This window comes from Rhodococcus pseudokoreensis, from assembly GCF_017068395.1.
Taxonomy (GTDB): domain Bacteria; phylum Actinomycetota; class Actinomycetes; order Mycobacteriales; family Mycobacteriaceae; genus Rhodococcus_F; species Rhodococcus_F pseudokoreensis.
Genome location: NZ_CP070619.1, coordinates 3,812,162 through 3,838,695 on the forward strand (window position 1 = coordinate 3,812,162; position 26,534 = coordinate 3,838,695).

Sequence of the window (26,534 nt, forward strand, 5' to 3'; positions counted from 1 at the left end):
GCGATGACGGACGCCTGGGACGTCGATCCCGCGTACGAGAACTACATCGGTCGCTGGAGCAGGCTGGTCGCGCCGCAGTTCCTGCGGTGGCTGGCCGCGGGTCCGGGCGGCGTCTGGTGCGACGTGGGATGCGGGACCGGCGCCCTCGCCCACACCGTTCTCCGCCAATTCGATCCCGCCGGGGTGGTCGGGGTCGAGCCTTCGGAGCCGTTCGCCGCGGCGGCCCGGGCGGGCGCGGACGACCCCCGCTTCGACGTGCGGCCGGGCACCGCCGAAGCGATCCCCGCCGCGGACGGCGAGTTCGACCGCGTGGTGTCCGGGCTGGTCCTCAACTTCGTGCCGCATCCGGTCGCCGGGCTCGCCGAGATGCGCCGCGTCACCCGGGCCGGCGGGACCATCGCCGGATACGTGTGGGACTACGCGGGGGGCATGCAGATGATCCGCGTCTTCTGGGACGCCGCGCGCGAACTCGACGAGGGTGCCGCGACCCTCGACGAGGGTGTCCGCTTCCCGCTCTGCCGGCCGCAGCCACTCCGCGACGCGCTGGCCACCGCCGGGTTCACCGAGGTGGCCGTCCACCCGCTCGACGTTCCCACCGTGTTCGCCGGCTTCGACGACTTCTGGCGGCCGTTCCTCGGCGGTCAAGGCCCTGCGCCCGGCTACTGCGCATCTCTGCCTGCCGGACGTCGAACAGCTCTTCGCGACCTGCTCGATGCCCGACTGCCGCGCGACGACGCCGGACGCATCGCACTCGCCGCGCGGGCGTGGGCGTTCCGCGGATCGGTCCCGGTCTGACCGGCGCGTCTCAGCCGATGACGGATTCCGTAGCCGCGTACGCCTTCTCCGCCGATTCCTTCTGCGCCCGCCACCACGACTCGTTGTCGCGGTACCACCGCACGGTGGCCTCGAGCCCGCTGCGGAAATCCTCGTACTGCGGCGTCCAGCCCAATTCGGTGCGCAGACGCGTCGAGTCGATCGCGTAACGCAGGTCGTGGCCCGGGCGGTCGGTGACGAAGTCGAGGTCGTCGGCGTCGCGGCCGAAAAGCTCGAGCAGCGTCCCGACGACGGTCCGGTTGTCGACCTCGCCGTCCGCGCCGATCAGGTACGTCTGGCCGAGACTGCCCTTCTCCAGGATGGTCCAGACGGCCGCGTTGTGGTCGTCGACGTGGATCCAGTCGCGCACGTTCTTCCCGCTGCCGTACAGGCGGGGGCGCACCCCGTCGATCAGGTTGGTGATCTGGCGCGGAATGAACTTCTCGACGTGCTGGTACGGGCCGTAGTTGTTGGAACAGTTCGACAGCGTGGCCCGCACCCCGAACGACCGCGCCCACGCCCGCACCAGCAGGTCGCTCGACGCCTTGGTCGCCGAGTACGGGCTCGACGGGTTGTAGGGGGTCGACTCGGTGAAGCGCTCGGGGTCGTCCAGTTCGAGGTCGCCGTACACCTCGTCGGTGGAGATGTGGTGGTAGCGGACGTCGTGGGCGCGGACGGCCTGCAGCAGCGAGAACGTGCCGATCACGTTCGTCTGCACGAACGGCGTCGGATCGGCCAGCGAATTGTCGTTGTGCGATTCCGCGGCGAAGTGCACCACCGCGTCCGACTCCGCGACCAGGCGATCCACCAGCGCGAAATCCGCCACATCGCCGTGCACGAACTCGATGCGGTCGGCCACCGCGTCGAGCGAGCGCCGGTTGCCGGCATACGTCAGCGCGTCGAGCACCGTCACCTGCACGTCCGGCCGCTCGGCGACCGTCTGGTGCACGAAATTCGCACCGATGAACCCGGCGCCGCCGGTCACGAGAAGCCTCATGTGCACCCACCCTAGTGGCGAGCCCGAGTTTCTATCCGGCGCGAACACTGGAACACTGCGCACATGCGTGGAATCATCCTGGCAGGCGGCACCGGGTCCCGGTTGCACCCGATCACCCTCGGAGTGAGCAAGCAACTGGTCCCGGTCTACGACAAGCCGATGATCTACTACCCGCTCTCCACCCTGATGCTGGCCAACATCCGGGACATCCTCGTCATCACCACCCCGCACGACGCCGAGCAGTTCCGCCGGCTCCTCGGCGACGGCTCCCAGTTCGGGGTGAATCTCACGTACAAGGTGCAGGAGGAACCGAACGGCCTCGCGCAGGCGTTCGTCCTCGGCGCCGACCACATCGGCGACCAGTCCGTGTCCCTCGTGCTCGGCGACAACATCTTCTACGGCCCCGGTCTCGGTTCCCGGCTGAACCGCTTCGAGAACATCGACGGCGGCGCCGTGTTCGCCTACTGGGTGTCCGATCCCAGCTCCTACGGTGTGGTCGAGTTCGACGACACCGGCCGCGCCATGTCGATCGAGGAGAAGCCCGCCACCCCGAAGTCGAACTTCTCGATCCCCGGGCTGTACTTCTACGACAACGACGTCGTCGCCATCGCCCGCGACCTGAAGCCGTCGGACCGCGGCGAGTACGAGATCACCGACGTCAACCAGGCCTACCTGCAGGCCGGACGGTTGCAGGTCGAAGTGCTGCCCCGCGGAACCGCATGGCTCGACACCGGCACCGTCGATTCGCTGCTCGAGGCGTCGAACTTCGTGCGCACGCTCGAACACCGGCAGGGGCTGAAGATCGGCGTCCCGGAAGAGGTCGCGTGGCGCCGCGGGTTCATCACCGACGCCGAACTGTGTTCGCGTGCGGAGGCTCTCGGCAAATCAGGCTACGGCGACTACCTCCTCGAACTTCTCGAACGCGGCAAGGACTGGTGACGTGGAGTATCGGGAACTGAAGGTCCCCGGCGCGTGGGAGATCACCCCACGGCAGTTCGGCGACGACCGCGGCGTATTCCTCGAATGGTTCAAGGGGTCGGAGTTCGAAGCCGTCGTCGGGCACCCCCTCGAACTCGCGCAGGCCAACTGCTCGGTGTCCGCCGCCGGTGTCCTGCGCGGCATCCACTACACCGACAACCCGCCCGGGCAGGCGAAATACGTCACCTGCGTCAAGGGCGCGTTCCTCGACGTCATCGTCGATCTCCGGGTGGGGTCGCCGATGTTCGGGCAGTGGGATTCGGTGCTCATCGACGACGTCGACCGCCGCGCCGTCTACCTCCCGGCCGGTGTCGGCCACGCGATCCTGTCCCTCGAGGACGCGTCGACGGTGATGTACCTGTGCTCGATCGAGTACGCCCCGGCCCTCGACCACGACCTGCACCCGCTCGACCCCGACCTGGGCATCGACTGGCCCACGACGGGCCGGGACGGCAACCCGCTGACGTTCCAGCTGTCCGAGAAGGATTCGGCGGCGCCGTCGCTGAAGCAGGCCATCTCCGCCGGAGCGCTCCCCACCTTCCCCACGTGAGTGTTTTCGTGTGCCCGGGTACACGAAAACACTCACATGGGGGGTGACGGACGAGAACGTGTTCTAGTATCGAGGGCGTGACCTTCGTCGTCGTCGACCACCCCCGGCCGGGTATCGCCCTGGTCACGCTCAATCGCCCGGAGCGCATGAACGCGATGGCGTTCGACGTGATGATCCCGTTCCGCGACGCGCTGGAGGAGATCAGCAACGACAACTCGGTCCGCGCACTGGTCGTCACCGGCGCGGGCCGCGGTTTCTGCTCCGGCGCCGACCAGAGGTCCGCGGGCCCGCTCCCCCACGTCGACGGCCTCACCCCGCCGACCGTGGCGCTGCGGGCCATGGAGATGCTCGACAACGTGGTGCTCTCGCTCCGCCGGATGCATCAGCCGGTGATCAGCGCCGTCAACGGTGCCGCCATCGGCGGTGGGCTGTGCCTGGCGCTCGCCTCCGACATCCGGATCGCGGCCGACGACGCGTACTTCCGCGCGGCCGGCATCAACAACGGACTGACGGCCAGCGAACTGGGGCTGAGCTACCTGCTGCCCCGCGCGATCGGTTCGTCCCGGGCCTTCGAGATCATGCTGTCCGGGCGGGACGTGCACGCCGCGGAGGCGGAGCGGATCGGACTCGTGTCGCGGTGCGTACCCGGCGAGGACCTCCTGGACGAATGCTTCGACCTCGCCGAACGCATGTCGCGCTTCTCCCGCCCGGGCCTGGAGCTGACGAAACGCACGCTGTGGTCGGGACTCGACGCCGCCTCCCTCGAAGCCCACATCCACCAGGAGGGTCTCGGACAGCTGCTGGTGCGGCTGCTGACCGACAACTTCGAGGAGGCCACCGCCGCGCGGAAGGACAAGCGCGAACCGCAGTTCCGGGACCGACGCTAGGCCCGGGACAGCGACGGCACGAACTCGCGCAGGGTGAACGAATTCGCCACGACCGCACGCAGTGCGGCGAGTCCCCCGGACAGTGCGCCCGCCGCCCGCGCCTGCACCAGGACGTTTCCGAGGGCGGACCCCTCGACGGGTCCGGCGACGACGGGCAGCCCGGTGGCGTCCGCCGTCAGCCGGCACAGCAGTGCGTTCTGGGAACCGCCGCCGACGATGTGCACCACGTCGATCGGGGTTCCGGTCAGTTCGACGATCGACTGCACCGACCGCCGGTACGCGTCCGCGAGACTGTCCATCACACAGCGGATCACCTCGGCCGGACCGTCGGGCACGCGCTGACCGGTCCGCGCGCATTCGGCGGCGATGCGGGCGGGCATGTCGCCCGGCGGTAGAAACACCGGCAGGTCCGGGTCGATCACCGAACCGAGGTCGGTCAGGGCCGCGGCGTCGTCCAGCAGGTCCTGCAGCGACACGTCGAGCCCGTCGGCCTGCCACTGCCGCATCGACTCCTGCACCAGCCACATGCCCATCACGTTCCGCAGCAGCCGGGTGGTGCCGTCGACGCCTGCCTCGTTGGTGAATCCCGCCGTGCGCACGGCCTCGGTGCGCACGGGTGCGGGCAGTTCCGTCCCGACCAGCGACCAGGTGCCCGATGCGATGTACGCGAACCGCGGACCCGAAGCGGGTACTGCGGCCACGGCCGACGCGGTGTCGTGGCTGCCGACGGCCACCACCACCGGGGGACGGTTCGCGGCCCCGATCTCTTCGGCGACGTCGGGCCGGACGGGTCCGATCGCCGAACCGGGCTCCACCAACGGCGGCAGCACGCGGTCGTCGAGACCGAGCCGGGCGACGAGCGCACGGTCCCAGTCGCGGCGCACCGGATCGAGCAGCCCGGTGGTGGACGCGTTGGTAACCTCGCCGGCCCGCACTCCGCTGAGCCAGTACGCCAGAATGTCGGGGATCATCAGCAACTGCTCTGCGACGTCGAGCCGCTGCGCGCCGCTCTTCCGTTCGGCGAGCAGTTGGTACACGGTGTTGAACGGCAGTTGCGCGATGCCGTTGCGCCCGAACAGCTCCCGATCCGAGATCGACGACCGCACCTCGGCCGCGACGCCCCCCGTCCGCTGGTCGCGGTAGTGGCACGGCATCCCGAGGAGGGAACCGTCGCCGCCGAGCAGCCCGTAATCCACGGCCCACGTGTCGATTCCGATCGACACGACGGCGTCGCCGTGGGCCTCGGCCTCCGTCACCGCAGCCCGCAGTCCGTCCAGGACACCTCGGTAGAGGCCGGCGAGATCCCAGTGCAGGGATCCCGCCAGCCGCACCGGCCGGTTGGGGAAACGCGCCACCTCGTCGAGGGTGATCACCCCGCCCGAGACGCGGCCCAGCATCACCCTCCCACTCGAGGCGCCCAGATCGATCGCGGCGAATGCGTCCATCAGCGCAGGAAGGCCGCAGCGACACCGGCGTCCACCGGAATGTGCAGCCCGGTCGTGTGGGTGAGGTCGCCGCCGGTGAGCGCGAACACCGCATTGGCGACGTGCTCCGGCAGCACCTCGCGCTTCAGCAGGGTGCGCTGGGCGTAGTACTCACCCAGCTTCTCCTCCTCGACGCCGTACACGGCGGCCCGCTTGGCACCCCAGCCGCCGGCGAAGATTCCGGAGCCCCGCACCACGCCGTCGGGGTTGATGCCGTTGACGCGAATGCCGTACTCGCCCAGTTCCGCCGCGAGCAGACGCACCTGGTGTGCCTGGTCGGCCTTCGTCGCCGAGTACGCGATGTTGTTGGGCCCGGCGAACACCGAGTTCTTCGAGGAGATGTAGACGATGTCGCCGCCCATCGCCTGGGCGGTCATCACCCGCGCCGCCTCCCGCGACACCAGGAACGACCCCTTCGCCATCACATCGTGCTGCAGGTCCCAGTCCTTCTCGGTGGTCTCGAGCAGCGGCTTGGAGATCGACAGTCCCGCATTGTTCACGACGAGATCAACGCCGCCGAACGCCAGGACCGCGGCCTCGAACGCCGCGGCCACCTGTTCGGCGCTCGTCACGTCCGCGGCGACCCCGACGGCGACGTCGCTGCCCCCGATCTCGGCGGCCGCCTCGGCGGCCTTCGCCCGGTCGAGGTCGGCGATCACCACGCACGCGCCCTCCGCGGCGAGGCGCTGCGCGATCGCCTTGCCGATTCCCGACGCCGAACCGGTGACCAGGGCGATTCGGGTGGCGAGTGGCGCCGGCTTCGGCATCCGGGCCAGCTTCGCCTCCTCGAGCGCCCAGTACTCGATGCGGAACTTCTCCCGCTCGTCGATCGGCTGGTACGTGGAGATGGCCTCGGCGCCGCGCATCACGTTGATCGCGTTGACGTAGAACTCACCGGCCACCCGGGCGGTCTGCTTGTTCGCGCCGAACGAGAACATTCCGACGCCGGGGACCAGGACGATGGCCGGGTCGGCGCCGCGCATCGCCGGGCTGCCCGGTTCCGCGTACTCGGCGTAGTACCGGGCGTAGTCCTCCCGGTAGGCGGCGTGCAGTTCACGCAGTCGCGCGGTGACGTCGTCGAGTGACGCGGCCGGCGGCAGGTCGAGGACCATGGGCCGGACCTTGGTGCGCAGGAAGTGGTCCGGGCACGACGTGCCCAGTGCGGCGAGGCGCGGATGCTCCTGCGAGGACAGGAAATCCAGCACCTCGTCGCTGTCCGTGAAATGCCCCACCTGGGGGTGGTCGGTGGAGGCCAGTCCACGCAGCAGCGGGAACAGTGCGGCGGCGCGGCGGCGACGCTCCTCGGCGGGCAGCGCCGCGTAGCCCGCGATCACGGGACCGAACGGCTCTTCCCGGCCGTTGTCGGCGATGAACTGCTCTGCGGTGCGGATGATTTCGAGCGAATGCTGCTCGCATTCCTCGCTCGTCGCGCCCCACGCGGTGATGCCGTGACCGCCCAGGATGCAGCCGATCGCCTGCGGATTCGTCTCCGCGATGGCCGAGATGTCGAGGCCCAGCTGGAAACCGGGGCGGCGCCACGGCACCCACACCACGCGGTCGCCGAAGCACTTGCGGGTCAACTCTTCACCGTCCGCCGCGGTCGCAAACGCGATACCGGAATCGGGGTGCAGGTGGTCGACGTGCGGCGCGTTCACCAGACCGTGCATGGCGGTGTCGATCGACGGGGCCGCGCCGCCCTTGCCGTGCAGGCAGTAGTCGAAGGCGGCGACCATGTCGTCCTCGGCGCCCAGGCCCGGGTAGACCTCGGTCAGCGCGCGGACCCGGTCGAGACGCAGCGCGGCGAGACCGGAGGGCTTCAGTGTGCCGAGGTCTCCCCCGGATCCCTTCACCCAGACGAGTTCCACCTCGGCGCCGGTGACGGGATCGACGTCGGTGCCCTTGGCGGAGGTATTGCCGCCCGCGTAGTTGGTGTTGCGAGCGTCGGCGCCCAGTCTGTTGGACCGTGCGATCAGTTCGGCGATGGTGCTCGTGGCGTTCACTTCTGGTTTCTCCCTCGAGATTCTCTACTTCAGACCCGGATGAATTCGATGCCGAGCAACTCTGCTGCGGCCTTGATCGCGCCGGCACGGTGTCCGACGCACAACGCCCAGTGGTGACCGGTCCCGGTGGCGCTCCACTCATCCGTCCACTCCCCCGGGTCCCGGCCGAAGTCGACACGGGACGTGGTGTTGCCGATCGCCAGCAGCGGGCCGGGCACCACTTCGCCCTCGGACGCGATGAACGAGTACGAGCCGTCGCGGTTCTGCCCGACCGCGAAGGTCGTGACGGGACCGTGTTTCACGTCGAACTCGACGCTGACGCCGTATCCCCGCTTGCCGTGATAGACACCGAGACCGCGGAGCAGCGGTCCGGCGGACGAGATCTGCAAATGAGCCGGTCCGTCGTGACCCATTTCGACGACCCCGTCGCGAAAGTTCAGCGCCTGCAGTTCCGTGAACGATCCGCCCGCGCCCATCCGGTCCGAGACCAGCATCGCGACCGCGGTGCGGATGTCGTACTCCCCGGCCAGCGGAGTGCCGCGGGCGGTGAGCAAGGACGCTCCGAGAATCATTCCGGCTCCGAGCTGTTCGTGGAGTTCACCACCCAGCCCGCGGTGGTAGTACGCCATGGCGTCGAGTTCGAAGTCCGCGACGAGCCGGTCGAGCCCCACGGAAACCCGGGCTCCCCACGCGAGATCGTCCGCGTTCACCGAACTGTCGAGCGCGAACACCTCTTTCGCGAGTGCGATGCGGTCCGCGGTCTCACGTTCGGAGACCGCGTCGACCCGCACCCGGAGGTCGTCGAATTCGAGGACCTCCACGTGTGCGCCGAACTGGGACGACAGCAGCGTCATGTCGGTCGAGATGTCGAGCATCCCCGGATAAAGGTGACCCATCAGCCCCAGCCGGGCGTGCCGGAGCGCAGCCCGTGCCGAGGCGGCGCTCACCCAGGCGTCGATGCGCCGCCACGCGTTCTCGTCGTGCAGGTACCCGGACACCGAGCGGAAGTCGATGCCGCTGCGCCGGAACACGTTCGCGACCTCCGGCAGCGGGCACTGACCGCAGTAGGCCAGCCACGTCCCCGTGTCGGTGTTCGCGTGATCCATCGCCTCCGTCGGCTGCAGGTCGATCAGCAGCACCGGGACGTTGGTGCGCTGCGCGATCGGCAGCACCATCGACGACGTCAGGTAGGTGGTCAGGAAGATCACCACGAGGTCGCAGTCGGCCTGCCTCAGCGTCTCGGCCGCGACGGCCGACTCCTGCGGGTCGGAGACGAATCCGGCATCGACCACCTGGCAGTCCCGTTCCTCGAATCGGCCCGTCACGTAGCGGGCGGATTCCTGCAGGACGTCGAGGAGACCGGGGAACTGCGGCCAGTAGGCGCCGAGCCCGCCCGACACCAACCCCAGCCGGGTCTTCCGGTGACGCACACGGTCGAGGCCAGCGGGCACGGTATTCGTCGTCGCAGCGGTCATCACGCGCCCCAGCTCGCCTGGTTTCCGCCGACCCGCTCGCACTCGATCCGCTCCAGGTAACCGGAGCGCGCGAACGCGCCGATCGGGTCGGCGTCGCGGCCCTGCGATTCGCGCAGTTCGGCGAGCAGCGGCCGGACGTCGGTGTTGTAGCCGTCCATCAGCACCGCGTGCGCGCCGAGCACGTCACCCGACTGCTGGGCCGCCTCGAGGGCGTCCCCGTCGACGAGCAGTGCCTTGGCCGTGGCTTCCTGGACGTTCATGATCGACCGGATCTGGCCGGGGATCTTCGGCTCGATGTTGTGGCACTGGTCGAGCATGAAGTTCACGCCCGAGTCCGGGAGATGCGCGCCCGCCCGGACGATCTCGTGCATGATCCGGAACAGCTGGAACGGGTCCGCGGAGCCGACGATCAGGTCGTCGTCGGCGTAGAAGCGGGAGTTGAAATCGAAGGCGCCGAGCCGTCCCTGCCGGATCAGCTGGGCCACGATGAACTCGATGTTCGTGCCCGGCGCATGGTGGCCGGTGTCCAACACGACCTGCGCCTTCTCGCCCAGCGCCAGGCAGTGCAGCAGTGAGGTGCCCCAGTCCGGGATGTCGGTGGTGTAGAAGTACGGCTCGAAGAACTTGTACTCGATCAGCAGGCGGTGATCGTCGTCGAGTTCGGCGTAGATCTTCTGCAGCGAGTCGGCGAGCCGGTCCTGACGGGCGCGGATCGAATCCTGGCCTGCGTAGTTGGTGCCGTCCGGCAGCCACAACTTCAGATCCTTCGATCCCGTGGCGCGCATGACGTCGACGCATTCGACGTGGTGGGCGACGGCCTTCGCACGGATCTTCGGGTCGGCGTTGGTGAGCGACCCCAGTTTGTAGTCGTCGTCCTGGAACACGTTGGAGTTGATCGCCCCCAGCGACACCCCCTGATCGGCGGCGTACGCGGCGAGTTTGCCGAAGTCGTCGACACGGTCCCACGGAATGTGCAGCGACACCCGCGGCGCCGCCCCGGTCACGCGATGCACCTGTGCGGCGTCCTCGATCTTCTCGTACGGATCGCGCGGGACGCCTGCCGTGGCGAACACCTTGAATCGGGTGCCGGAGTTCCCGTATGCCCAACTGGGAACCTCGATTCCGAAGTCGGCAAGGGCGGAGATGTCGCCGGCGGTGCGCCGAATGTCAGTTGCCGTCATGGTGAATCATCCTTCGGTGGAGATGGTGTGGTCGAGAGGGGTGTGGAGTTGGGCGTCCAGGTCGAAGATCCCGGTAAGGAGCGTGAATCCCTCGTCGGGGGCCACCCCGTCGAGTTCGAAGAACGGCGCCATGTCGTGTTGCCACCGCCGGTTGACGTCGGTGCGCGCCATCGCCGCCTGCGATTCTTCGAGATTCTCCGACTCGACGTAGCCGACGATCAGCCCGTCCGGCCGGATGTGCAGCGAATAGTTGTGCCAGCCGGAGGCTTTCAGGGCCTCCAGCATCTCCGGCCAGACCGGGGTGTGGCGACGGACGTACTCGTCGATCCGGTCCGGCCGGAGCTGCAGGGTGAAGCAGTACTTGTTCATCGCGCCGGTTCAGAAGTTGTACTGGTCGATGGTGTTCGCGTCGAACACGGTGGGCGGGCCGAGCACGACCTCGCCGCCGGCGCCGATCGTGTACTCGCCGAGCTTGCCTGCCGTGAACTTCTGTCCCTCGGCGCCGGTGATCTGACCGGAGGCCAGCGCGGCACCGGCGTACGCGGAGAGGTAGCCGATGTTGGTCGGGTCCCAGAGTGCGAATTCCTTGACGGTGCCGTTCTTCACATACTCCCGCATCTGGTTCGGGGTGCCGAGACCGGTGAGGACGACGTTGCCCTTGTAGCTCGACGACGAGATGTAGCGCGCCGCGGCGGCGATGCCGACGGTGGTGGGCGACACGATCGCCTTCAGGTCGGGGTAGGTCTGCAGCAGGCCCTGCGTTTCCTGGAACGACTTCTGGTCGTCGTCGTTGCCGTACACCGTGGCCACCAGTTCGATGTTCCGGTACTCCGGCTTGCTCGCGAGTTCCGCCTTCAACACCTCGATCCACGCGTTCTGGTTGGTGGCGTTGGGTGTTGCGGACAGCACCGCGATCTTGCCGGTGCCGCCGATCTGCTCACTCGTCATCTTCGCGAGCGTCTCGCCGACACCCTGGGTGGTGGCCTGGTTGATGAACAGGTCGCGGCAGTCCTCGGCGGCGTCGGAATCGAACGTCACGACCTTGATGCCGGCGTCGCGGGCCTGGTTCAGCGAGGGGCACACGGCATTCGGGTCGTTGGCGGCGATGTTGATGACGTTCTGGCCCTGCTGGATCAGCGTGTTGATGTACGACACCTGCGACGACGCGCTCGCATCGTTGGGGCCGACGAGCTTGTATTCGCCGCCGAACTCCTCCACGGCGGTCTTCCCGCCGCCGACCTCGATGTCGGAGTACGGGTTGTTGAGCTGCTTGGGGAGGAACGCGATCTGCAGACCGTCCTGGATCGGCGCGTCGGGATTCGCGGTCCCGGTGGCGCGGTCGCCACCCCCCGAGTTCGATGCCGAATCCTGGGTGGTGCCGCCGCAGGCCGTCAGGCCGATCGAGACTGCGACGATCCCCGCCAGGGGAACGAAGGTCCGGCGGAATCGGGTCATGGTGGATCCTTTCCTCGTGTTCGCGTCACTGCGAACGCTGAAGTGAGAAAGAGCGGTAAAGCAGGGAATTCAGTTCGTGTTCTGCAGCTTTCGACGCTGCGCGGACGTCCGCACGGTCTTCAGCAGGTTCGGGAGCAGAACCGCGACGATCAGGAGAACCCCGGTGACGATGGTGAGTGCCTCGTTCGAGATGTCCTCGAGGCGCAGCGCATTCTGCAGCGTGGCGAGCAGCACCACCGCGGCGAGCACGCCCGCCAGCCTGCCCTTGCCGCCGAAGATCGACACCCCGCCGAGGAGCACCGCCGCCACCACGGCCAGTTCGAGACCGGATCCGTTGTCGGCCCGGGCGCTCGAGTACCGCAGGCTCCACAGCACGCCGGCGAGGGCGGCGACCGCCCCGCACACCACGTAGAGCCAGAACTTCAGCCGCGCCCCGTCGATGCCGGCAAAGCGTGCGGCGGTGTCGCTGGCGCCGGTGGCGTAGATGTCGCGGCCGAGCGGGGTGGCCTGGAGGATCACCGCGAACACGACGGCCGCGACGACGAGCGGAATGGCGAGGTTGGGGATGGCCGTGCCGCCCACCGTTCCCGTCACCCACGACGTGTACGCCCTCGGAAAGTTGGACACCGCCTGGTCACCGAGGAGGACGAACGCGAGCCCCCGGAACAGCGCCAGGGTGCCGATCGTGACCGCGAGGGACGGCAACCCCAGCTTGGCGACCAGGAACCCGTTGAGGGCACCGAGGACGCAGCCGAGCAGGATGCACATCGGGATGATCGCCTCGATGGCGAAGCCGTTGTTCCACATCCAGCCCATCGCGGCGCCGCTCAGCCCCAGGACGCTCGCCACCGACAGATCGATCTCCCCGGTGATGATGATGAACGTCATCGGCAACGCGATCAGGAAGATCGGCGCCAGGTCGAGCACGAGGAACGTGAAGTTCCGGCTGCTCCCGAAGTCGGGGTTGGTGACCGACGCGACCACCAGCACGACGACCGTGATGGCGATGATCGCGGAGTCCCAGCCGGCGAGCAACTCGCGGATCCGGCCGGCCGTCGACGTCCGGCCGTCGGAGTCCGACTGCGCGATCGTCGCCGGCTCGATGGTGTCAGTCGACATGGGCGCTCCTCTTCCGAAGTTGCTGGGCGGCACGCACCGCGAGCAGCCGATCGGCCGCGATGGCGATGAGAATCAGCGCGCCGACGATGGCCTGCTGCCAGAACTGGTTGATCTGGAGAACGGGCAGCGAACTGTTGATGGTGGTCAGGAGCAGCGCGCCGAGCGCGGCGCCCCAGACGGTGCCGACGCCACCGACCACGGCCACACCGCCCACGACGGCGGCCGCGATCACGTTGAGTTCGTACCCGGATCCGGCGGCGGCGTCGACGGTGCCGAACCGCGCCGCGAACATGACCCCGGCGACTCCGGCCATGGCACCGGAGAACACGAAGGCGAGCAGGATGCGCTTGCCGACCGCGATGCCCGCGAGTTCGGCGGCGTGGCCGTTCGACCCGATGGCGTACAGGTCGCGTCCACTGCGGTAGCGGCGCAGATACACACCGGCGAGAACGACGGCCACCACGGCGACGATCACGAGCACCGGCACGCCGAGAAGCGTTGCGGTGCCGAGCGTCAGGAAGTCCGGCGGCATCTCGTCGGCGGTGATCTGCTCGCCGCCGGCCCACAGATAGGCGATACCGCGGAAGATGTACATCGTGCCGAGCGTGACGACCAGGGCGGGAACGCCGCCGAACCGCACCAGCAGCGCGTTGGCGAGTCCGCAGACCGCGCCGACGGCGACGCCCGCGAGAATCCCCACCACGATCGGTGCGCCGTCGGCGCCCGACATGACGCTGCCCGCGGCGAACGCCGACAGCCCGAGCACCGAGCCCACCGAGAGGTCGATGTTCTTGGTGATCATGACGACGGTCTGCCCGACCACCAGCACCCCGACGATCGACGCGGCCAGCAGAATGTCGCGAATGCTCTGGGAGGACAGGAAATTGCCGTTCTGCATCGTGGTGACCACGACCAGCACGATGAGCGCGGCGAGGATGCCGAGCGAACGGACCTGCAGCACCTTCTCGATCAGCGACGGCCCGTCATCGGACTTCACCGGCGGCGTCGCGGCGCCCGCGGGCGCAACGCGGGTGGGCGCGCTCATGCGGCGGCCTCCGAACCCGTTGCAGCGAACATGATCTTCTCCTCGTCGGCCTCGGCCCTGCTCAGTTCCGACACGATTCGTCCTTCCCTCATCACAAGGACGCGATCGGCCATCCCGAGCACCTCCGGCAGTTCGGAGGAGATCATCACGACGGCGACGCCTTCACTGGCGAGCGTCGAGATGATCCGGTGTACTTCGGCTTTGGTGCCGACGTCGATCCCACGGGTGGGTTCGTCCACGATCAGGACGCTCGGCGCGGTGGCCATCCACTTGGCGAGCACGACCTTCTGCTGGTTGCCGCCCGACAGCACCCCGACGGGGTCGGTGATGCGCGCGTACTTGGTCTGCAGTTTCTTCGTCCACTCGTAGGCGGACCGGCGCTCGCGTCCCCCGAAGAGGAACCCGAACCGGGCGAGGGCGGACGACCGGGTCAGCGTGGCGTTGCGCTCGATGGACATGTCGAGGATCAGGCCCTGCTGGCGACGGTCCTCGGGGACGAGCGCCATTCCCGCGCGCATCGCGGCCTTCGGATCGCCCTTGCGCAGGCTCTTACCTCGCACCCGGACGTCGCCGCTGTCGCGGGGGTCCACACCGAACGCCGACTGCATGACCTCGGAGCGACCGGCGCCGACCAGCCCGGACAGCGCCACGATCTCGCCGGCGCGCACCTGGAAACTGATGTCGGAGAACACCCCTGTGCGCGACAGATTCTCGATCTCGAGGACGACGGCCCCCGGTTCCACGTCGATCTTGGGGAACAGGGCGCCGAGGTCGCGGCCGACCATGCTGCGGACGAGGTCGTCGACCGTCAGGCCCGCCAGTTCCGAGGTGGAGATGTGCCGTCCGTCGCGCATCACGGTGACGCGCTGGCACAGTGCGAAGATCTCCTCGAAGCGGTGCGAGATGAACATGATCGCGGCGCCGGACGCGCACAGGGACCGGGCGACCTTGAAGAGCCGGTCCACCTCGTTGCCGGACAGGGCAGCGGTCGGCTCGTCCATGACGATGACGTTGGCGTCGGTGGACAGCGCTTTCGCGATCTCGACCAGCTGCTGATCGGCGATCGATAGTCCGCTGGCCGGCCGGTCCGGGTCCATCGGTACCCCGAGCCGGTCGAACAGCGCGCGGGCGGCGGTGTTCATCGCGCCGCGGTCGATCATGCCGAACCGGGCCCGCGGCTGGGTGCCGATGAAGATGTTCTCCGCGATCGTGAGGTCGGGGAACAGGGTCGGCTCCTGGTAGATGACCGCGATACCGCGGGCCTTGGCATCCGAGGGCGACCCGAGCGACACTTCCTCGCCGCCGACGAGCAGCGATCCGGTGTCGGGGCCGTGCACGCCGGCGAGCATCTTCACGATGGTCGACTTGCCTGCACCGTTCTCTCCGACGAGGGCGTGCGCCTCGCCGCCGTAGAGCGGAAACGACACACCCTGAACAGCAGCGACGTTGCCGAAGGACTTGGTGACGTCCCGTACTTCCAGCAACGGCACCGCAGGGGGGACGCTCATTCAGCACCTCCGATTGAAACGATGAATTGAAACGGTTCATTTCGTGTTTATGAAGCTAGGAGTGATGGGCGACACAAGTCAAGGGGATCACTGAATCCGGCCTCTGCCGTTATCTGATCGTTATAACAGCACGCCAGGTCCATTCGGAATGGACTTCACCGGCCCCACCTGGGTACCGGGCTTGATTGCACTCCGATATGCGGCGATACTGGCTCTGAAGCGATTCAAAGATGCCGGATTGTCCTCGGGTGCCGGCCGAAGCGAGAATGAGCCGAAGCGACACGAGCGGGTTGGAGGGGGAATCGGATGGCAGCGTCCATGCGCGAGGTCGCCGCACTCGCGGGCGTCTCGATGGGCACCATCAGCAACGTCCTCAACCACCCCGAACTGGTGTCCGAGGCGACGCGTCAACGGGTGCACGCCGCCATCACCCAGCTCGGCTTCGTCCGCAACGACGCCGCCCGCCAACTCCGCGCCGGCCAGTCACGGATGCTCGCCGTCGTCGTCCTCGACGCGCGCAACCCCTTCTTCGTCGACGTCGCGTCGGGGGCCGAGGCAGTCGCCGAGGCGAACGAACTGCTGATGGTCATGGTCAGCACCGGCGAATCGGAAGAACGCGAGAACCGGCAACTCGGCCAGCTCATGGAGCAACGCGTCCACGGGATCCTGCTCTGCCCCACCGGGGAGAGCACCCCGATGCTCGCCAACCTCGACCGCCAGGGCACCCCCGTGGTCCTGCTCGACCGCGGGTCCCGCACACCCGGCCGATCCTCGGTGGCCGTCGACGACGTCCACGGCGGTCGGATCGCCGCCCGCCACCTGATGGACCGGGGGCACCGGAACCTCGTGTTCGTCGGCGGACCCGACAGCATCCGGCAGGTCCGCGACCGCCGGGACGGGGCGATCGGCGCCGTCGCGGAATCGGCGAACACCCGCATGCGCACCGTCGCCACCCGATCCCTCAGCATCGAGGCCGGCGCCGAGGCCGCCCGCGAGATCCTCGCGATGTCGGGCGAGGACCGGCCGACGGCAGCGTTCTGCGCCAACGACCTGCTCGCGCTCGGTGTGCTCCAGGAGTTCATCCAGCACGGCAAGCGGGTGCCCGACGACCTCGCGATCGTCGGGTACGACGACATCGACTACGCCGCCGGCGCGGCCGTGCCGCTCACCTCAGTCGCCCAGCCGAGGAACGAACTGGGGCGGGCGGCGGCCGAACTCCTGCTCGATCAGGTCAACAACCCCGACACCCACCAGCACCAGCAGCTCTCGTTCACCCCGACCCTCGTCGTCCGGGAGTCCACCGCCCCCCGCCCCGTGCGTGGTTGACGAGCGCAGAGACTCGTCAACCACGCACAGGGGCGAGGGCCCCAGGAGTATCTTTCGGACATGTCGAAGCCACCTCTGACACCGAAGGCCGCCGAGATGTTCGCGCGGCCCAATTACGCCACCATCGCCTGCGTCCGGCCCGACGGGCAGCCCGTGTCCGTGGCCACCTGGTATCTGTACGAGGACGGCCGGGTGCTGGTCAACATGGACGCCGAGCGCAGGCGCCTCGACTACGTGCGGGGCGATCCCCGGGTCAGCCTCACCGCGATGGACCCCGGCGACTGGATCACCCACGTCAGCGTCCAGGGCCGGGTGACGGAGTTCGTCGACGACGAAGACCTCGCCGACATCGACCGCCTCGCGACGCATTACAGCGGCAAGCCGTACCCCGTCCGCGACCGGAAACGGGTCAGCGCGTGGATCGAGATCGACACCTGGCACGGCTGGGGGTCGCTGAAACAGTCCTGACCGAATCCGCGACGACGACACCCAGGCATGACGACGCCCCGCGCCGCAACGGTCCTCGCCGTGGCCACGGCGGTGATCGGCAGCCTGCTGCTGAGCGCACCGACTGTCCGCGAATCGGGACTGACCGCGGCGACGGTGGCCCAGCCCGCCCCGCCTCCGCCACCGCCGCCCGTCGTCCTGTCGCCGGAGGAGGTCGAGGCCCGGGTGGTCCCGGCGATCGTCACCCTCGTCGCCGATTCGGGGCTCGTCGAAACCGCGGGGACGGGGATCGTGCTCACCCCCGACGGCGTCGTCCTCACCAATCATCACGTGATCGACGGCGCGCTCGACATCAGCGCGGTGAGCCTCGGCAACGGTGCGGAGTACGTCGCGGACGTGCTCGGTTACGACAGTTCGCGCGACATCGCGGTCCTCCGGCTCCAGGGCGCGGGCGACCTCCCCGCCGCGACCCTCGCGAAGGACACCGCCATCGGCATCGGCGACCCGGTGACCGCGGTGGGCAACGCCGAAGGGGGCGGAGTCCCGGTGGCGGCACGGGGATTCGTGACCGATCTCGGGCAAGCGATCACCGCCCGCAGTTCCACCGACGGTTCCCGGAACCGGCTGAACGGGTTGATCCAGATCGACGCGGCGGTCCGGCCCGGCGACTCCGGTGGCCCGCTCGTCGACGCCACCGCCGCCGTCATCGGCGTGAACACCGCGGGCAACGCCGACTCCGATCCCACGAAACCCGCTCCCGCCCAGCCGAGGTCGTATGCGGTGCCCATCGACACCGCGATGACGATCGTCGATCAGGTCCGCGCCGGGACGGCGTCCGCCACCGTGCACATCGGCGACACTCCCCTCCTCGGGATCAGCGTCACCGACGACGCCCGCGGCGCCGAGGTCCTCTGGGTCAGCATCGACAGCCCCGCCGACGACGCAGGCATCGAGATCGGGGACATCGTCACCGAATTCGACGGAATCCCCATCCGCTCCTCGGACGACCTCAGCGGGCTCATGATCGCGCGGCACCCCGGCGACGCGGTCGAACTGCGCTGGCTCGACGAGGCCGGGAGTGCGCGGTCGACGAAGATCGTCCTGGAGAAGGGCCCGCCGCGGTAGTCAGGCAGACTTGTCGCGGGTGACACCGTCGTCCGGCCGCACCCGCAACGCGACGAACCGCGCGATACGCCGAAGCACCACACGACTTTCCGGCAGACCGGGCCACAACGCCGGAAACGCATGCACCTGACCGTCCCAGATCTGCAGCGTCGTCGGCACACCCGCAGCGCTCAGCCGATGCGCCATCAGCTCCGAATCCGACCGCAGCACCTCACCTTCCGCGGCGAACAGCAACGAGGGCGGCAGACCCTCGAGCGCGCCGTTCACGGGTGACAGCGCAGGGTCGAGCACGCCGTCCACCTCGCCGCCCAGCTTGCCGATGGTGACGAGCGCCTCCACAGGGGCGAACACGTCGCGGGCGGCGTTGGCGTGCACCAGTTTGTCGGCGCAGTCCAGGTCCAGCAGCGGCGACAGCCCGACCAGTCCGGCAGGCAGATCGACGCCCTCCTCGCGGGCCTTCAACGCCGTCGCGAACACGAGGAACCCACCCGCCGAATCACCGGCGAACACCGTCCCGTCCGCGCGGGCTCCGGTCTCCAGCAACCACTTGTACGCCGTCAGACAGTCGTCGACGGAACCGCTGATGTTCGTGTCGGGCAGTTGCCGGTAGCCGACGTGCATCACCGGCAGTCCGGTCAGCTTCGCGATGGTCGCGACCACCGGCCGGTGCGTGTTCAGTCCACAGCACAGGAACCCGCCGCCGTGGAGATAGAGGACGACGCCGTCGCTCAGCTCGGGTGAGACGCCCGGGGCGCGCACGATCTCCGCGTCGAATCCGGGAAGCCGCACCTTCTGGCGGCGGATACCGGAAGCGGGGCGGATCCCCGCCGCGAGGTCCAGCAGCGCGGCCCTGCGGATGGCCGACTCGTTGATCGGCGCCATCCGCACCACGGGCCGGAGGAACCATCTGCATGCCTGGTAGAGAACCTGGGATTCAATACTCGGCCCCGCCAGCCGCGCCCCCGAGCGGTATTGGACGGTCGGTGTCCCGTTCCGCTGCTGCGCAGACGGCTTGCGGTCGTTCGGCACAGATTTCATGCCTTCTCCCCTGGTCGCCGATACCCGTCGCCGTTGACGGATACGTAAGTTCAACCTTGGAGTACCTGCCACGCTCGTGTGTCGCTGATGGCGGCTTCGGCCCCAAGTCGTTATGCCCGGTGCCCGAATCGTTACCGGCGGGTCGGCTCAGCCGAAATCGAGGTCGTCCAGCTCCTCCACCACGGTGACCTTGCGCTTGCGGCCGCCCCTCATCCGGCCGATGCCGCGGCGTCCGCCGGTGTCCGCACTGGCCGAGGGCAGGATCCGCTGCGGCGCCACCCGGGGGCGCGGCGCCTGCGCGACCGGAGGCGCCACGGGGTCGGAAACGACGAGGGGCGACCGGGGCGGCGGTGCCGCGACCACGGGCCGTGGTGCCGCGGCGGGCGGGGAGGCGGCAGGCTTGGCGGGGACCGGGGCCGGCGGCGGTGCAATCGGCGGGGCTTTGACAGGCGGCGTGGCGAGCGGCACGGAGACCCGTTCTCCGCGGGGCCGGCCGGTGTCCCGCAGATCCACGTCGTCGAGACCGGTCACCCACCGCAGCCGGTGGTCGAGACCGCGGTCCTGCAACTCGGCCCAGATCTCGTCGTGCCACACCCCGGGCTCGCCGCTACCGAACCCCCGGGAGTTCGCGCTGACCCACACCACGTCCTCGGACGGACGGCGGTCCGCGATGTCCAGGACCGTCAGCCAGTTCACCGTGGCCGTGTAGCCCCGCCGCTTCCGATCCACATACGGGCGGCGGCGCTGCAGTTCACGGGCGGCAACCTCGAGGTGCGAGGTGTACGCCGGCTCGATCACGTCGCAGCCCATCGCCTCCAGCTGCCGGGCCAGCGAGTCGACGTAGCCGTCGGCCTTGGCGCGGGCGGCGTCCACGAACACCGACAGGTCGTCGCGGAGCCCGAGCCGGTCGTACATCCGCGCCTGCACGGTGAGGGCCTCGATCATCGCGACCGACTCCCGCTGGTACCGGTGCGCGACCTCGACGAGGACGAGTCGGGGGACGAGCACACGGCTGCCCCGGTCGAGGGTGTCGCGGACGAACGTCTCGAAGCGCGCGTCTCGCGTGACGGCCGAGGTATCGAGAACAATCAGCATTGATCGATTCTCACCGAACGCGTCGGCAGCGCCAGGGAAGTTGCTGAGTCGTTACCGAAACACCCGACCAGTCGGTATCGCAGCACCCGCCGGGGCATTGCCGTCCGGTTGCCGGGCGGCCGCCTCAGTGGATCTTCCGGCGGCCGCCTCAGTGGATCTTGAAGATCACCGCGCGCTGCACCACGAAGTTGATGACCGTCGCCGTGCCCTGAGCGATGACGAAAGCCAGCGGCAGACGCCACCATTCGTCGGGGAATGCGTGGTACATCACCCAGTTGAGGCCCACCTGCACCGCGAACGTGACTGCGTACAGGATCACGACAGCGACGAAGCGGGCGCGGCTCGGTTCGGCCTTGAACGTCCACCGGCGGTTGATCAGGTACGCGGTGGTGGTGCCCGCGATGAAGCTGATCGACTTCGCCACGTTGACGGGCAGCCCGACCACCTCGAACAGCAGGAAGTACAGGCCGAAGTCGACGACCGCCGACAGCCCACCGGTCAGGACGAAACGGACGATCTGCGTCTTCAGGTCCAGTGCGTCGTCGGCGATGTTCTCGGTGACGGGGATCTCGACGGGGAGCGGAACGTGAGGTTCGTGCTCGTGACTCGGCTGGGTTTCTGACACGACGACGAGGCTAGCGCCCCGTGAGTACTTCTTAACCGCCCGCGGTTAACAAGTACTCACAGGCGGTAGCCTCTATGCCGATGTCCACGACAGCAGAAGAGACGCCCACCCAGGCGCTCCCCACACAGACCCGCACCCTCACCGGCTGGGGACGCACCGCGCCCACCACCGCGCAGGTGCTGTCCACTCCCGACGTGGAGGTGATCGCGCAAGCGGTCGCCCAGGTCGCGGAGCAGAACGAGTCGAAGCCGGCTCACCTGCAGCGTGGGGTGATCGCCCGTGGCCTCGGCCGCTCGTACGGCGACCCGGCGCAGAACGCCGGTGGCCTGGTCATCGACATGAATGCGCTGAACCGGATTCATCGCATCGACCGCGACACCCACCTGGTGGAGGTCGACGCCGGTGTGAACCTGGATCAGCTGATGAAGGCGGCGCTGCCGTTCGGCCTGTGGGTTCCGGTGCTGCCGGGCACCCGCCAGGTCACCGTCGGCGGGGCCATCGGCTCCGACATCCACGGCAAGAACCATCACAGCGCCGGCAGCTTCGGCAACCATGTGGTGTCGCTGGACCTGCTCACCGCCGACGGCAAGGTGCGGACGCTGACGCCGAAGGGCGGCCGCAACGACCCCAAGGGCGCGCTGTTCTGGGCGACGATCGGCGGCATGGGCCTGACGGGCATCATCCTCAAGGCGACCATCAAGATGACGCCGACCGAAACGGCGTATTTCATCGCCGACGGCGACGTCACCCAGACGCTCGACGAGACGATCGCGCTGCACAGCGACGGCAGCGAGGCCAACTACGAGTACTCGAGCGCGTGGTTCGACGCCATCGCCGCGCCGCCGAAGCTGGGCCGGGCCGCGATCTCCCGGGGCTCGCTGGCGAAACTCGACCAGTTGCCGGCGAAGCTGCAGAAGAACCCGTTGGCGTTCGACGCGCCGCAGTTGCTGACGTTCCCGGACGTGTTCCCGAACGGCCTCGCCAACAAATTCAATTTCTCGATGATCGGCGAGCTGTGGTTCCGGAAGTCCGGCACCTACCGCGACAAGGTTCAGAACTTGACGCAGTTCTACCACCCGCTCGACATGTTCGGTGAGTGGAACCGCGCCTACGGGTCGAACGGATTCCTGCAGTACCAGTTCGTGGTGCCGACCACCGCGGTCGAGGAGTTCAAGGCCATCATCCGCGACATCCAGACGTCCGGGCACTACTCGTTCCTCAACGTGTTCAAGCTGTTCGGCGAGGGCAACCAGGCGCCGCTGAGCTTCCCGATCCCGGGCTGGAACATCTGCGTCGACTTCCGTATCAAGCCCGGCCTGAACGAGTTCGTCACCGAACTCGACAAGCGGGTCCTGAAGTTCGGCGGCCGTCTCTACACGGCCAAGGACTCGCGGACCACCGCCGAGACGTTCCACGCCATGTACCCGCGGATCGACGAGTGGATCGCCACCCGCCGCAAGTACGACCCCACCAATGTCTTCGCCTCCGATATGTCCAGAAGGTTGGAACTGTAGTGATCAACGCTGTCGGGAACCCCCAGACCCTGCTGCTGCTCGGTGGCACCTCCGAGATCGGTCTCGCGATCTGCGAGGAGTACCTGAAGAAGGCGCCGATGCGGGTGATCCTCGCCGCACTGCCGGGCGACCCCGGTCGCGACGGCGCGGTCGCCCAGCTGAAGGCGGCAGGCGCCAACGCCGTCGATGTCATCGACTTCGACGCCGTCGACACCGAGAGCCACCCGAAAGTCGTCGACGACGCCTGGGCGAAGGGCGACGTCGACGTCGCCATCGTCGCGTTCGGCCTGCTCGGCGACGCCGAGGAACTGTGGCAGAACCAGCGCAAGGCCGTCCAGATCGCCGAGGTCAACTACACCGCGGCCGTGTCCGTCGGCGTCCTCGTCGGCGAGAAGATGAAGGCACAGGGCTTCGGCCAGATCATCGCCATGTCGTCCGCCGCCGGCGAGCGCGTGCGCCGCTCCAACTTCGTCTACGGCTCCACCAAGGCCGGACTCGACGGCTTCTACCTCGGACTCGGTGAGGCCCTGCGCGAGTTCGGTCCGCGCGTCCTCGTCATCCGTCCCGGTCAGGTCCGCACCCGCATGTCCGCGGACGTGAAGGAAGCCCCGCTGACGGTGAACAAGGAAGACGTGGCCAAGCTCGCCGTCACGTCGGCGGAGAAGGGCAAGGATCTCGTCTGGGCGCCCGGCGCATTCCGGTACGTGATGATGATCCTGCGGCACATCCCGCGACCGATCTTCAAGAAGCTGCCCATCTAAGCTTCGCCCTCGTGACGGAAGCAGACGTAGCACCGGCCCGACGGTCCCTGTCGACAGCTGTCGAAATGCTACTGGGGGCCGTCGTGGCCGCGGTGGTGGCAGCGGTCGGACTGTTCGCGTTCGGGCGGGTGCAGTGGCCGGCGTTCAACTCGTCCAACGTGACCCAGGCCGTCACGACGGTCGGCCAGGTCGTGGCCATCGCGGGTATCGCGGTGTCGGTGCTGCTGGTTCGGCTGCACCGGGCCGCGCGATTCGCCCGGCTGCTGTCGTGGGCGAGCCTGTCCGGGTTCGTCACCGTCACGCTCGGTCTGCCGCTCGCCGCGACCAAGCTGTACCTGCACGGCGTCTCCGTCGACCAGGAGTTCCGCACCGAATACCTCACGCGGCTGACCGACTCGGCCGCCCTGCGCGACATGACGTACGCCGACCTGCCGCCGTACTACCCGGCCGGCTGGTTCTGGGCCGGTGGACGCGTCGCCAACCTCCTCGGCATGGACGGCTGGGAAGCGTTCAAGCCGTACGCCATCGGGTCCCTCGCCGTCGCCGCCGTCGTGGCACTGGTGTTGTGGAGCAACCTGATCCGCCACGACCTCGCCATTGTCGTGTCCCTCGCGACGACGGCCCTCGTCCTGGCCTACGGTTCGCCCGAGCCGTACGGCGCCGTCATCACGCTGCTGATCGGTCCCGCGCTCGTCCTCGCCTGGGGCGGCCTGAATCGCGTCGACGGCCGTGGCGGCTGGGGTGCCGTGATCGGCACCGGCCTGTTTCTCGGTCTCGCCGCCACGTTCTACACGCTGTATCTCGGACTCGCCGCCTTCGCGATCACCCTGCTGGCACTGCTGGCGGCGGCGCTGCGGGTGCGCGACCGGAAGTCCTGGCGGGCGGCGATCGACCCGCTGGTCCGGCTGATCGTGATCGCCGCCGTGTCCGGGCTCCTCGCCCTCACCGTGTGGCTGCCGTATCTACTGGAGGTCGTGAGCGGTTCGCCCGCCGCGTCGGGAACCGCGATGCACTACCTGCCCGAGGCAGGCGCGCAACTGCCGCTGCCGATGATCCACTTTTCCCTCACCGGGGCGCTGTGCCTGCTCGGCACCATCTGGCTCGTCGCCCGCGCGTCGACGTCGCGGCGCGCGCAGGCACTCGGCGTCGGAGTGGTGGCCATCTACCTGTGGTCGCTGCTGTCGATGGCGTTCACAGTGCTCGGCAGCACCCTCCTCTCGTTCCGGCTCGAGCCAGTGCTCATCGTCCTGCTCGGCGCGGCAGGCGTCTTCGGATTCGTCGAATTCGCCGGGTGGCTCGTGCTCGCGACCAGCGAGAACCCGCGGGTCAAGGGGGCGGTCCTGGTGATCGGCGTGCTGGGTGCGCTGTCGTTCGTCCAGAACATCCCGAAGTTTCTCGACTCCGACATCGCCGTCGCCTACACCGACACCGACGGCAACGGCGAACGCGCCGACCAGCGTCCGCCCGGTGCCGCCGCCCACTACGGAGCAGTCGACGAGCTGATCCGGGCGCAGGTCCCCCGCGACCGTGACGACACGGTGGTCCTCACCGCCGACACCAGCTTCCTCAGCTTCTACCCCTACCTCGGGTTCCAGGCGCTGACGTCGCACTACTCGAATCCTTTGGCGGACTTCGCCGGACGCGCCCGGACCATCGCGGAGTGGAGCGAGCTCGAGACCCCCGGCCAGCTGGTGTCCGCACTCGACGCGGCGCCGTGGCGGGCGCCCGACGCGTTCGTGTTCCGCCAGGGCCCCGACGGGTACACGCTGCGGCTCGCCGAGGACGTGTATCCCAACGACCCCAACGTGCGCCGCTACACGGTCACGTTCCCGAAGGAACTGTTCGACGACCCGCGCTTCACCGTGTCGGAGACCGGGCCGTTCGTCGTCGTCACAAGAAACTGATCGGTCTGTTCGCGTTTATTTCGCCGCGCCGCGGGAACACCGCAGCCAATCAGGGAAGCGGGTATTTTCCGCGACCCGAGGGGAAATGTCGGGTCGTCGCGAGGAGCGGTCATGCCGGATGCAGTGGAGCCTCGACGCGCCGGTAGCGGTGCCGAAGACTATCTTCTCGGCACCGCTCCCGGTGAGGTGATCGTGCATGCCGGACTAGCCGCGACGATCGGCGCGATCATCGGTGTCTACGTCGGGCACTGGGCGCTTTTCGTGATCGCACTGCTCGGCGCCGCCGTGTTCGTCGCCGGCGACGTCGTCGTCCACATGAGCCGACAAAGGTCGCCGGACCTCGGTCCGGCGACCCGTGTCAGGCACCCTGTCGGGCGGGCTGCCTAGTTGAGCTTCTGCGGCACACCGTAAGTCATCACGGTGTCACCGTTCTCCGTCACTGCCATGGCGTACGGACGGATGGTGACCGGCCCGATAGCACCGGAGATGGAGCCGTGAACTCCCTGCATCCTGACCACAGCCGCCGATCCGTCGAACTCCTGACCCTCCAGGATCGGAACCGTGGTGATTCCGCCGGGCTCCAGGTCGATGTCGAGTTCCTGCGACGGAATGATGTCACCGGCGAGTTCCGCGTTGGTTCCTGCGTTCAGGTTGAGACTTTCGAACCCCATCGTGCCGAAACCGATGTCGATTCCATTACTCGACCCGATCGCGAACCCGAGTCCGGGCGTGTTCAACACGATCGTCGCGCCTGCCAACGAGACCGGGTAACCGATCTGATAGCCGACGGTGAGCTGCGTTCCCTCGAACTCCTCCGAGTTCGGGCCGGTGATGGCGACCCCCGCGTAACCGTTGTGGAAGAACTCCACGCTGGTTGGTACGCCGTCGAGCGGCGGTACGGTCTGATATTGCGTGTCGCCCTGGACGACTTCGATGCGATTTCCTCGTGAATCGATCACGGAGCTGGAATTGTCCACGCCGGCCGACGCCGAGCCGTTGCCTATTACCATGGCAAGCGCTGCGATGCCTGCGACTGCAACCGTCCGTGTGAAGCGTTTGTACCCAAATCGAGATGTGCTGATGTCCGTCATGCCGACCCCATTCAGAATGCACTGCAACCGATACGGAAAAGCATGCTGAGCGTAACCAGTGGGGCAGAAGAATATCCCTGTATTGATCAGAAGTTCACAAATCAACTTGATGTGAT

Annotated in this window: 25 protein-coding genes; 11 read left to right on the forward strand and 14 right to left on the reverse strand. The window is 68.2% G+C overall.

Annotated features, from left to right (window positions below):
• Window positions 1–3 precede the first annotated feature (3 nt).
• Complete coding sequence (locus JWS13_RS22555; RefSeq protein WP_206007543.1) at window positions 4–795, forward strand: class I SAM-dependent methyltransferase; 792 nt, start codon at window positions 4–6, stop codon at window positions 793–795.
• Window positions 796–805: 10 nt separating this feature from the next.
• Here the strand turns inward: JWS13_RS22555 and rfbB are convergent, their stop codons facing one another.
• On the reverse strand, window positions 806–1,810 hold the full coding sequence (gene rfbB, locus JWS13_RS22560; protein ID WP_087561232.1) for a dTDP-glucose 4,6-dehydratase: 1,005 nt from the start codon (window positions 1,808–1,810) through the stop codon (window positions 806–808).
• Between the two features lie 63 nt (window positions 1,811–1,873).
• On the opposite strand from rfbB, the gene rfbA reads away from it, so the two are divergent.
• The 3 genes from rfbA (at window position 1,874) to JWS13_RS22575 (ending at window position 4,225) form a co-directional block, all read left to right on the forward strand.
• Window positions 1,874–2,749, forward strand: a complete 876-nt coding sequence (rfbA, locus tag JWS13_RS22565) for a glucose-1-phosphate thymidylyltransferase RfbA (protein ID WP_206007544.1) — start codon at window positions 1,874–1,876, stop codon at window positions 2,747–2,749.
• 1 nt (window position 2,750) lies between these two features.
• Complete coding sequence (locus tag JWS13_RS22570) at window positions 2,751–3,338, forward strand: dTDP-4-dehydrorhamnose 3,5-epimerase family protein (RefSeq protein ID WP_206007545.1); 588 nt, start codon at window positions 2,751–2,753, stop codon at window positions 3,336–3,338.
• Between the two features lie 77 nt (window positions 3,339–3,415).
• A complete protein-coding gene (locus JWS13_RS22575) occupies window positions 3,416–4,225 on the forward strand; it encodes an enoyl-CoA hydratase (RefSeq protein WP_206007546.1) in 810 nt (269 codons plus the stop codon).
• Here the strand turns inward: JWS13_RS22575 and JWS13_RS22580 are convergent.
• The 9 genes from JWS13_RS22580 to JWS13_RS22620 form a co-directional block, all read right to left on the reverse strand.
• A complete protein-coding gene (locus JWS13_RS22580) occupies window positions 4,222–5,670 on the reverse strand; it encodes a rhamnulokinase (protein WP_206007547.1) in 1,449 nt (482 codons plus the stop codon). The genes JWS13_RS22575 and JWS13_RS22580 overlap by 4 nt on opposite strands.
• Complete coding sequence (locus JWS13_RS22585) at window positions 5,670–7,709, reverse strand: bifunctional aldolase/short-chain dehydrogenase (protein ID WP_206007548.1); 2,040 nt, start codon at window positions 7,707–7,709, stop codon at window positions 5,670–5,672. The genes JWS13_RS22580 and JWS13_RS22585 overlap by 1 nt, the downstream gene beginning before the upstream one ends.
• A 29-nt stretch (window positions 7,710–7,738) precedes the next feature.
• Entirely contained in the window at window positions 7,739–9,184 is a 1,446-nt protein-coding gene (locus JWS13_RS22590) for an L-fucose/L-arabinose isomerase family protein (protein ID WP_206007549.1), read from the reverse strand.
• A complete protein-coding gene (gene rhaI / locus JWS13_RS22595; protein ID WP_206007550.1) occupies window positions 9,184–10,365 on the reverse strand; it encodes an L-rhamnose isomerase in 1,182 nt (393 codons plus the stop codon). Before rhaI ends, JWS13_RS22590 begins: the two co-directional genes overlap by 1 nt.
• A 6-nt stretch (window positions 10,366–10,371) precedes the next feature.
• Window positions 10,372–10,734, reverse strand: coding sequence for an L-rhamnose mutarotase (locus JWS13_RS22600; RefSeq protein WP_206007551.1), 363 nt, complete (start codon window positions 10,732–10,734; stop codon window positions 10,372–10,374).
• Between the two features lie 9 nt (window positions 10,735–10,743).
• A complete protein-coding gene (gene rhaS, locus JWS13_RS22605; protein ID WP_206007552.1) occupies window positions 10,744–11,820 on the reverse strand; it encodes a rhamnose ABC transporter substrate-binding protein in 1,077 nt (358 codons plus the stop codon).
• 69 nt (window positions 11,821–11,889) lie between these two features.
• Window positions 11,890–12,939 carry an ABC transporter permease gene (locus tag JWS13_RS22610; protein WP_206007553.1) on the reverse strand — a complete coding sequence of 350 codons (1,050 nt, stop codon included), beginning with the start codon at window positions 12,937–12,939 and terminating at the stop codon, window positions 11,890–11,892.
• Complete coding sequence (locus JWS13_RS22615) at window positions 12,929–13,984, reverse strand: ABC transporter permease (RefSeq protein WP_206007554.1); 1,056 nt, start codon at window positions 13,982–13,984, stop codon at window positions 12,929–12,931. Before JWS13_RS22615 ends, JWS13_RS22610 begins: the two co-directional genes overlap by 11 nt.
• Entirely contained in the window at window positions 13,981–15,492 is a 1,512-nt protein-coding gene (locus JWS13_RS22620; protein ID WP_206007555.1) for a sugar ABC transporter ATP-binding protein, read from the reverse strand. Before JWS13_RS22620 ends, JWS13_RS22615 begins: the two co-directional genes overlap by 4 nt.
• A gap of 306 nt (window positions 15,493–15,798) precedes the next feature.
• Between JWS13_RS22620 and JWS13_RS22625 the strand changes: the two genes are divergently transcribed.
• From JWS13_RS22625 to JWS13_RS22635, 3 genes are read left to right on the forward strand one after another with little or no spacing between them, the layout of a single operon-like run.
• Complete coding sequence (locus JWS13_RS22625; protein ID WP_206007556.1) at window positions 15,799–16,818, forward strand: LacI family DNA-binding transcriptional regulator; 1,020 nt, start codon at window positions 15,799–15,801, stop codon at window positions 16,816–16,818.
• A 60-nt stretch (window positions 16,819–16,878) separates the two neighbouring features.
• The gene (locus JWS13_RS22630) at window positions 16,879–17,286 is read left to right on the forward strand and encodes a TIGR03618 family F420-dependent PPOX class oxidoreductase (protein WP_206007557.1); all 408 of its coding nucleotides are present in this window, start codon (window positions 16,879–16,881) and stop codon (window positions 17,284–17,286) included.
• A 27-nt stretch (window positions 17,287–17,313) separates the two neighbouring features.
• Entirely contained in the window at window positions 17,314–18,390 is a 1,077-nt protein-coding gene (locus JWS13_RS22635) for a S1C family serine protease (protein ID WP_206007558.1), read from the forward strand.
• Here the strand turns inward: JWS13_RS22635 and JWS13_RS22640 are convergent, their stop codons facing one another.
• From JWS13_RS22640 to JWS13_RS22650, 3 genes are all read right to left on the reverse strand, one after another.
• Window positions 18,391–19,428, reverse strand: a complete 1,038-nt coding sequence (locus tag JWS13_RS22640) for an alpha/beta hydrolase (protein WP_206007559.1) — start codon at window positions 19,426–19,428, stop codon at window positions 18,391–18,393.
• Window positions 19,429–19,575: 147 nt separating this feature from the next.
• Window positions 19,576–20,523, reverse strand: a complete 948-nt coding sequence (locus JWS13_RS22645; RefSeq protein WP_206007560.1) for a PIN domain-containing protein — start codon at window positions 20,521–20,523, stop codon at window positions 19,576–19,578.
• A 148-nt stretch (window positions 20,524–20,671) separates the two neighbouring features.
• Window positions 20,672–21,148 carry a GtrA family protein gene (locus JWS13_RS22650; protein WP_072938553.1) on the reverse strand — a complete coding sequence of 159 codons (477 nt, stop codon included), beginning with the start codon at window positions 21,146–21,148 and terminating at the stop codon, window positions 20,672–20,674.
• 80 nt (window positions 21,149–21,228) lie between these two features.
• Here JWS13_RS22650 and JWS13_RS22655 point away from each other — a divergent pair, with 80 nt between their 5' ends.
• The 4 genes from JWS13_RS22655 (at window position 21,229) to JWS13_RS22670 (ending at window position 25,714) form a co-directional block, all read left to right on the forward strand.
• The gene (locus JWS13_RS22655) at window positions 21,229–22,662 is read left to right on the forward strand and encodes a decaprenylphosphoryl-beta-D-ribose oxidase (protein WP_087561249.1); all 1,434 of its coding nucleotides are present in this window, start codon (window positions 21,229–21,231) and stop codon (window positions 22,660–22,662) included.
• Window positions 22,662–23,423 (forward strand): decaprenylphospho-beta-D-erythro-pentofuranosid-2-ulose 2-reductase, encoded by a 762-nt coding sequence (locus JWS13_RS22660; protein WP_206007561.1) that lies wholly within the window; start codon window positions 22,662–22,664, stop codon window positions 23,421–23,423. The genes JWS13_RS22655 and JWS13_RS22660 overlap by 1 nt, the downstream gene beginning before the upstream one ends.
• 11 nt (window positions 23,424–23,434) lie before the next feature.
• Complete coding sequence (locus tag JWS13_RS22665; protein ID WP_206007562.1) at window positions 23,435–25,327, forward strand: galactan 5-O-arabinofuranosyltransferase; 1,893 nt, start codon at window positions 23,435–23,437, stop codon at window positions 25,325–25,327.
• A gap of 111 nt (window positions 25,328–25,438) precedes the next feature.
• On the forward strand, window positions 25,439–25,714 hold the full coding sequence (locus JWS13_RS22670; RefSeq protein WP_124390688.1) for a hypothetical protein: 276 nt from the start codon (window positions 25,439–25,441) through the stop codon (window positions 25,712–25,714).
• Here JWS13_RS22670 and JWS13_RS22675 read toward each other — a convergent pair.
• On the reverse strand, window positions 25,711–26,418 hold the full coding sequence (locus JWS13_RS22675; protein ID WP_206011692.1) for an MspA family porin: 708 nt from the start codon (window positions 26,416–26,418) through the stop codon (window positions 25,711–25,713). The genes JWS13_RS22670 and JWS13_RS22675 overlap by 4 nt on opposite strands.
• Window positions 26,419–26,534: the final 116 nt, after the last annotated feature.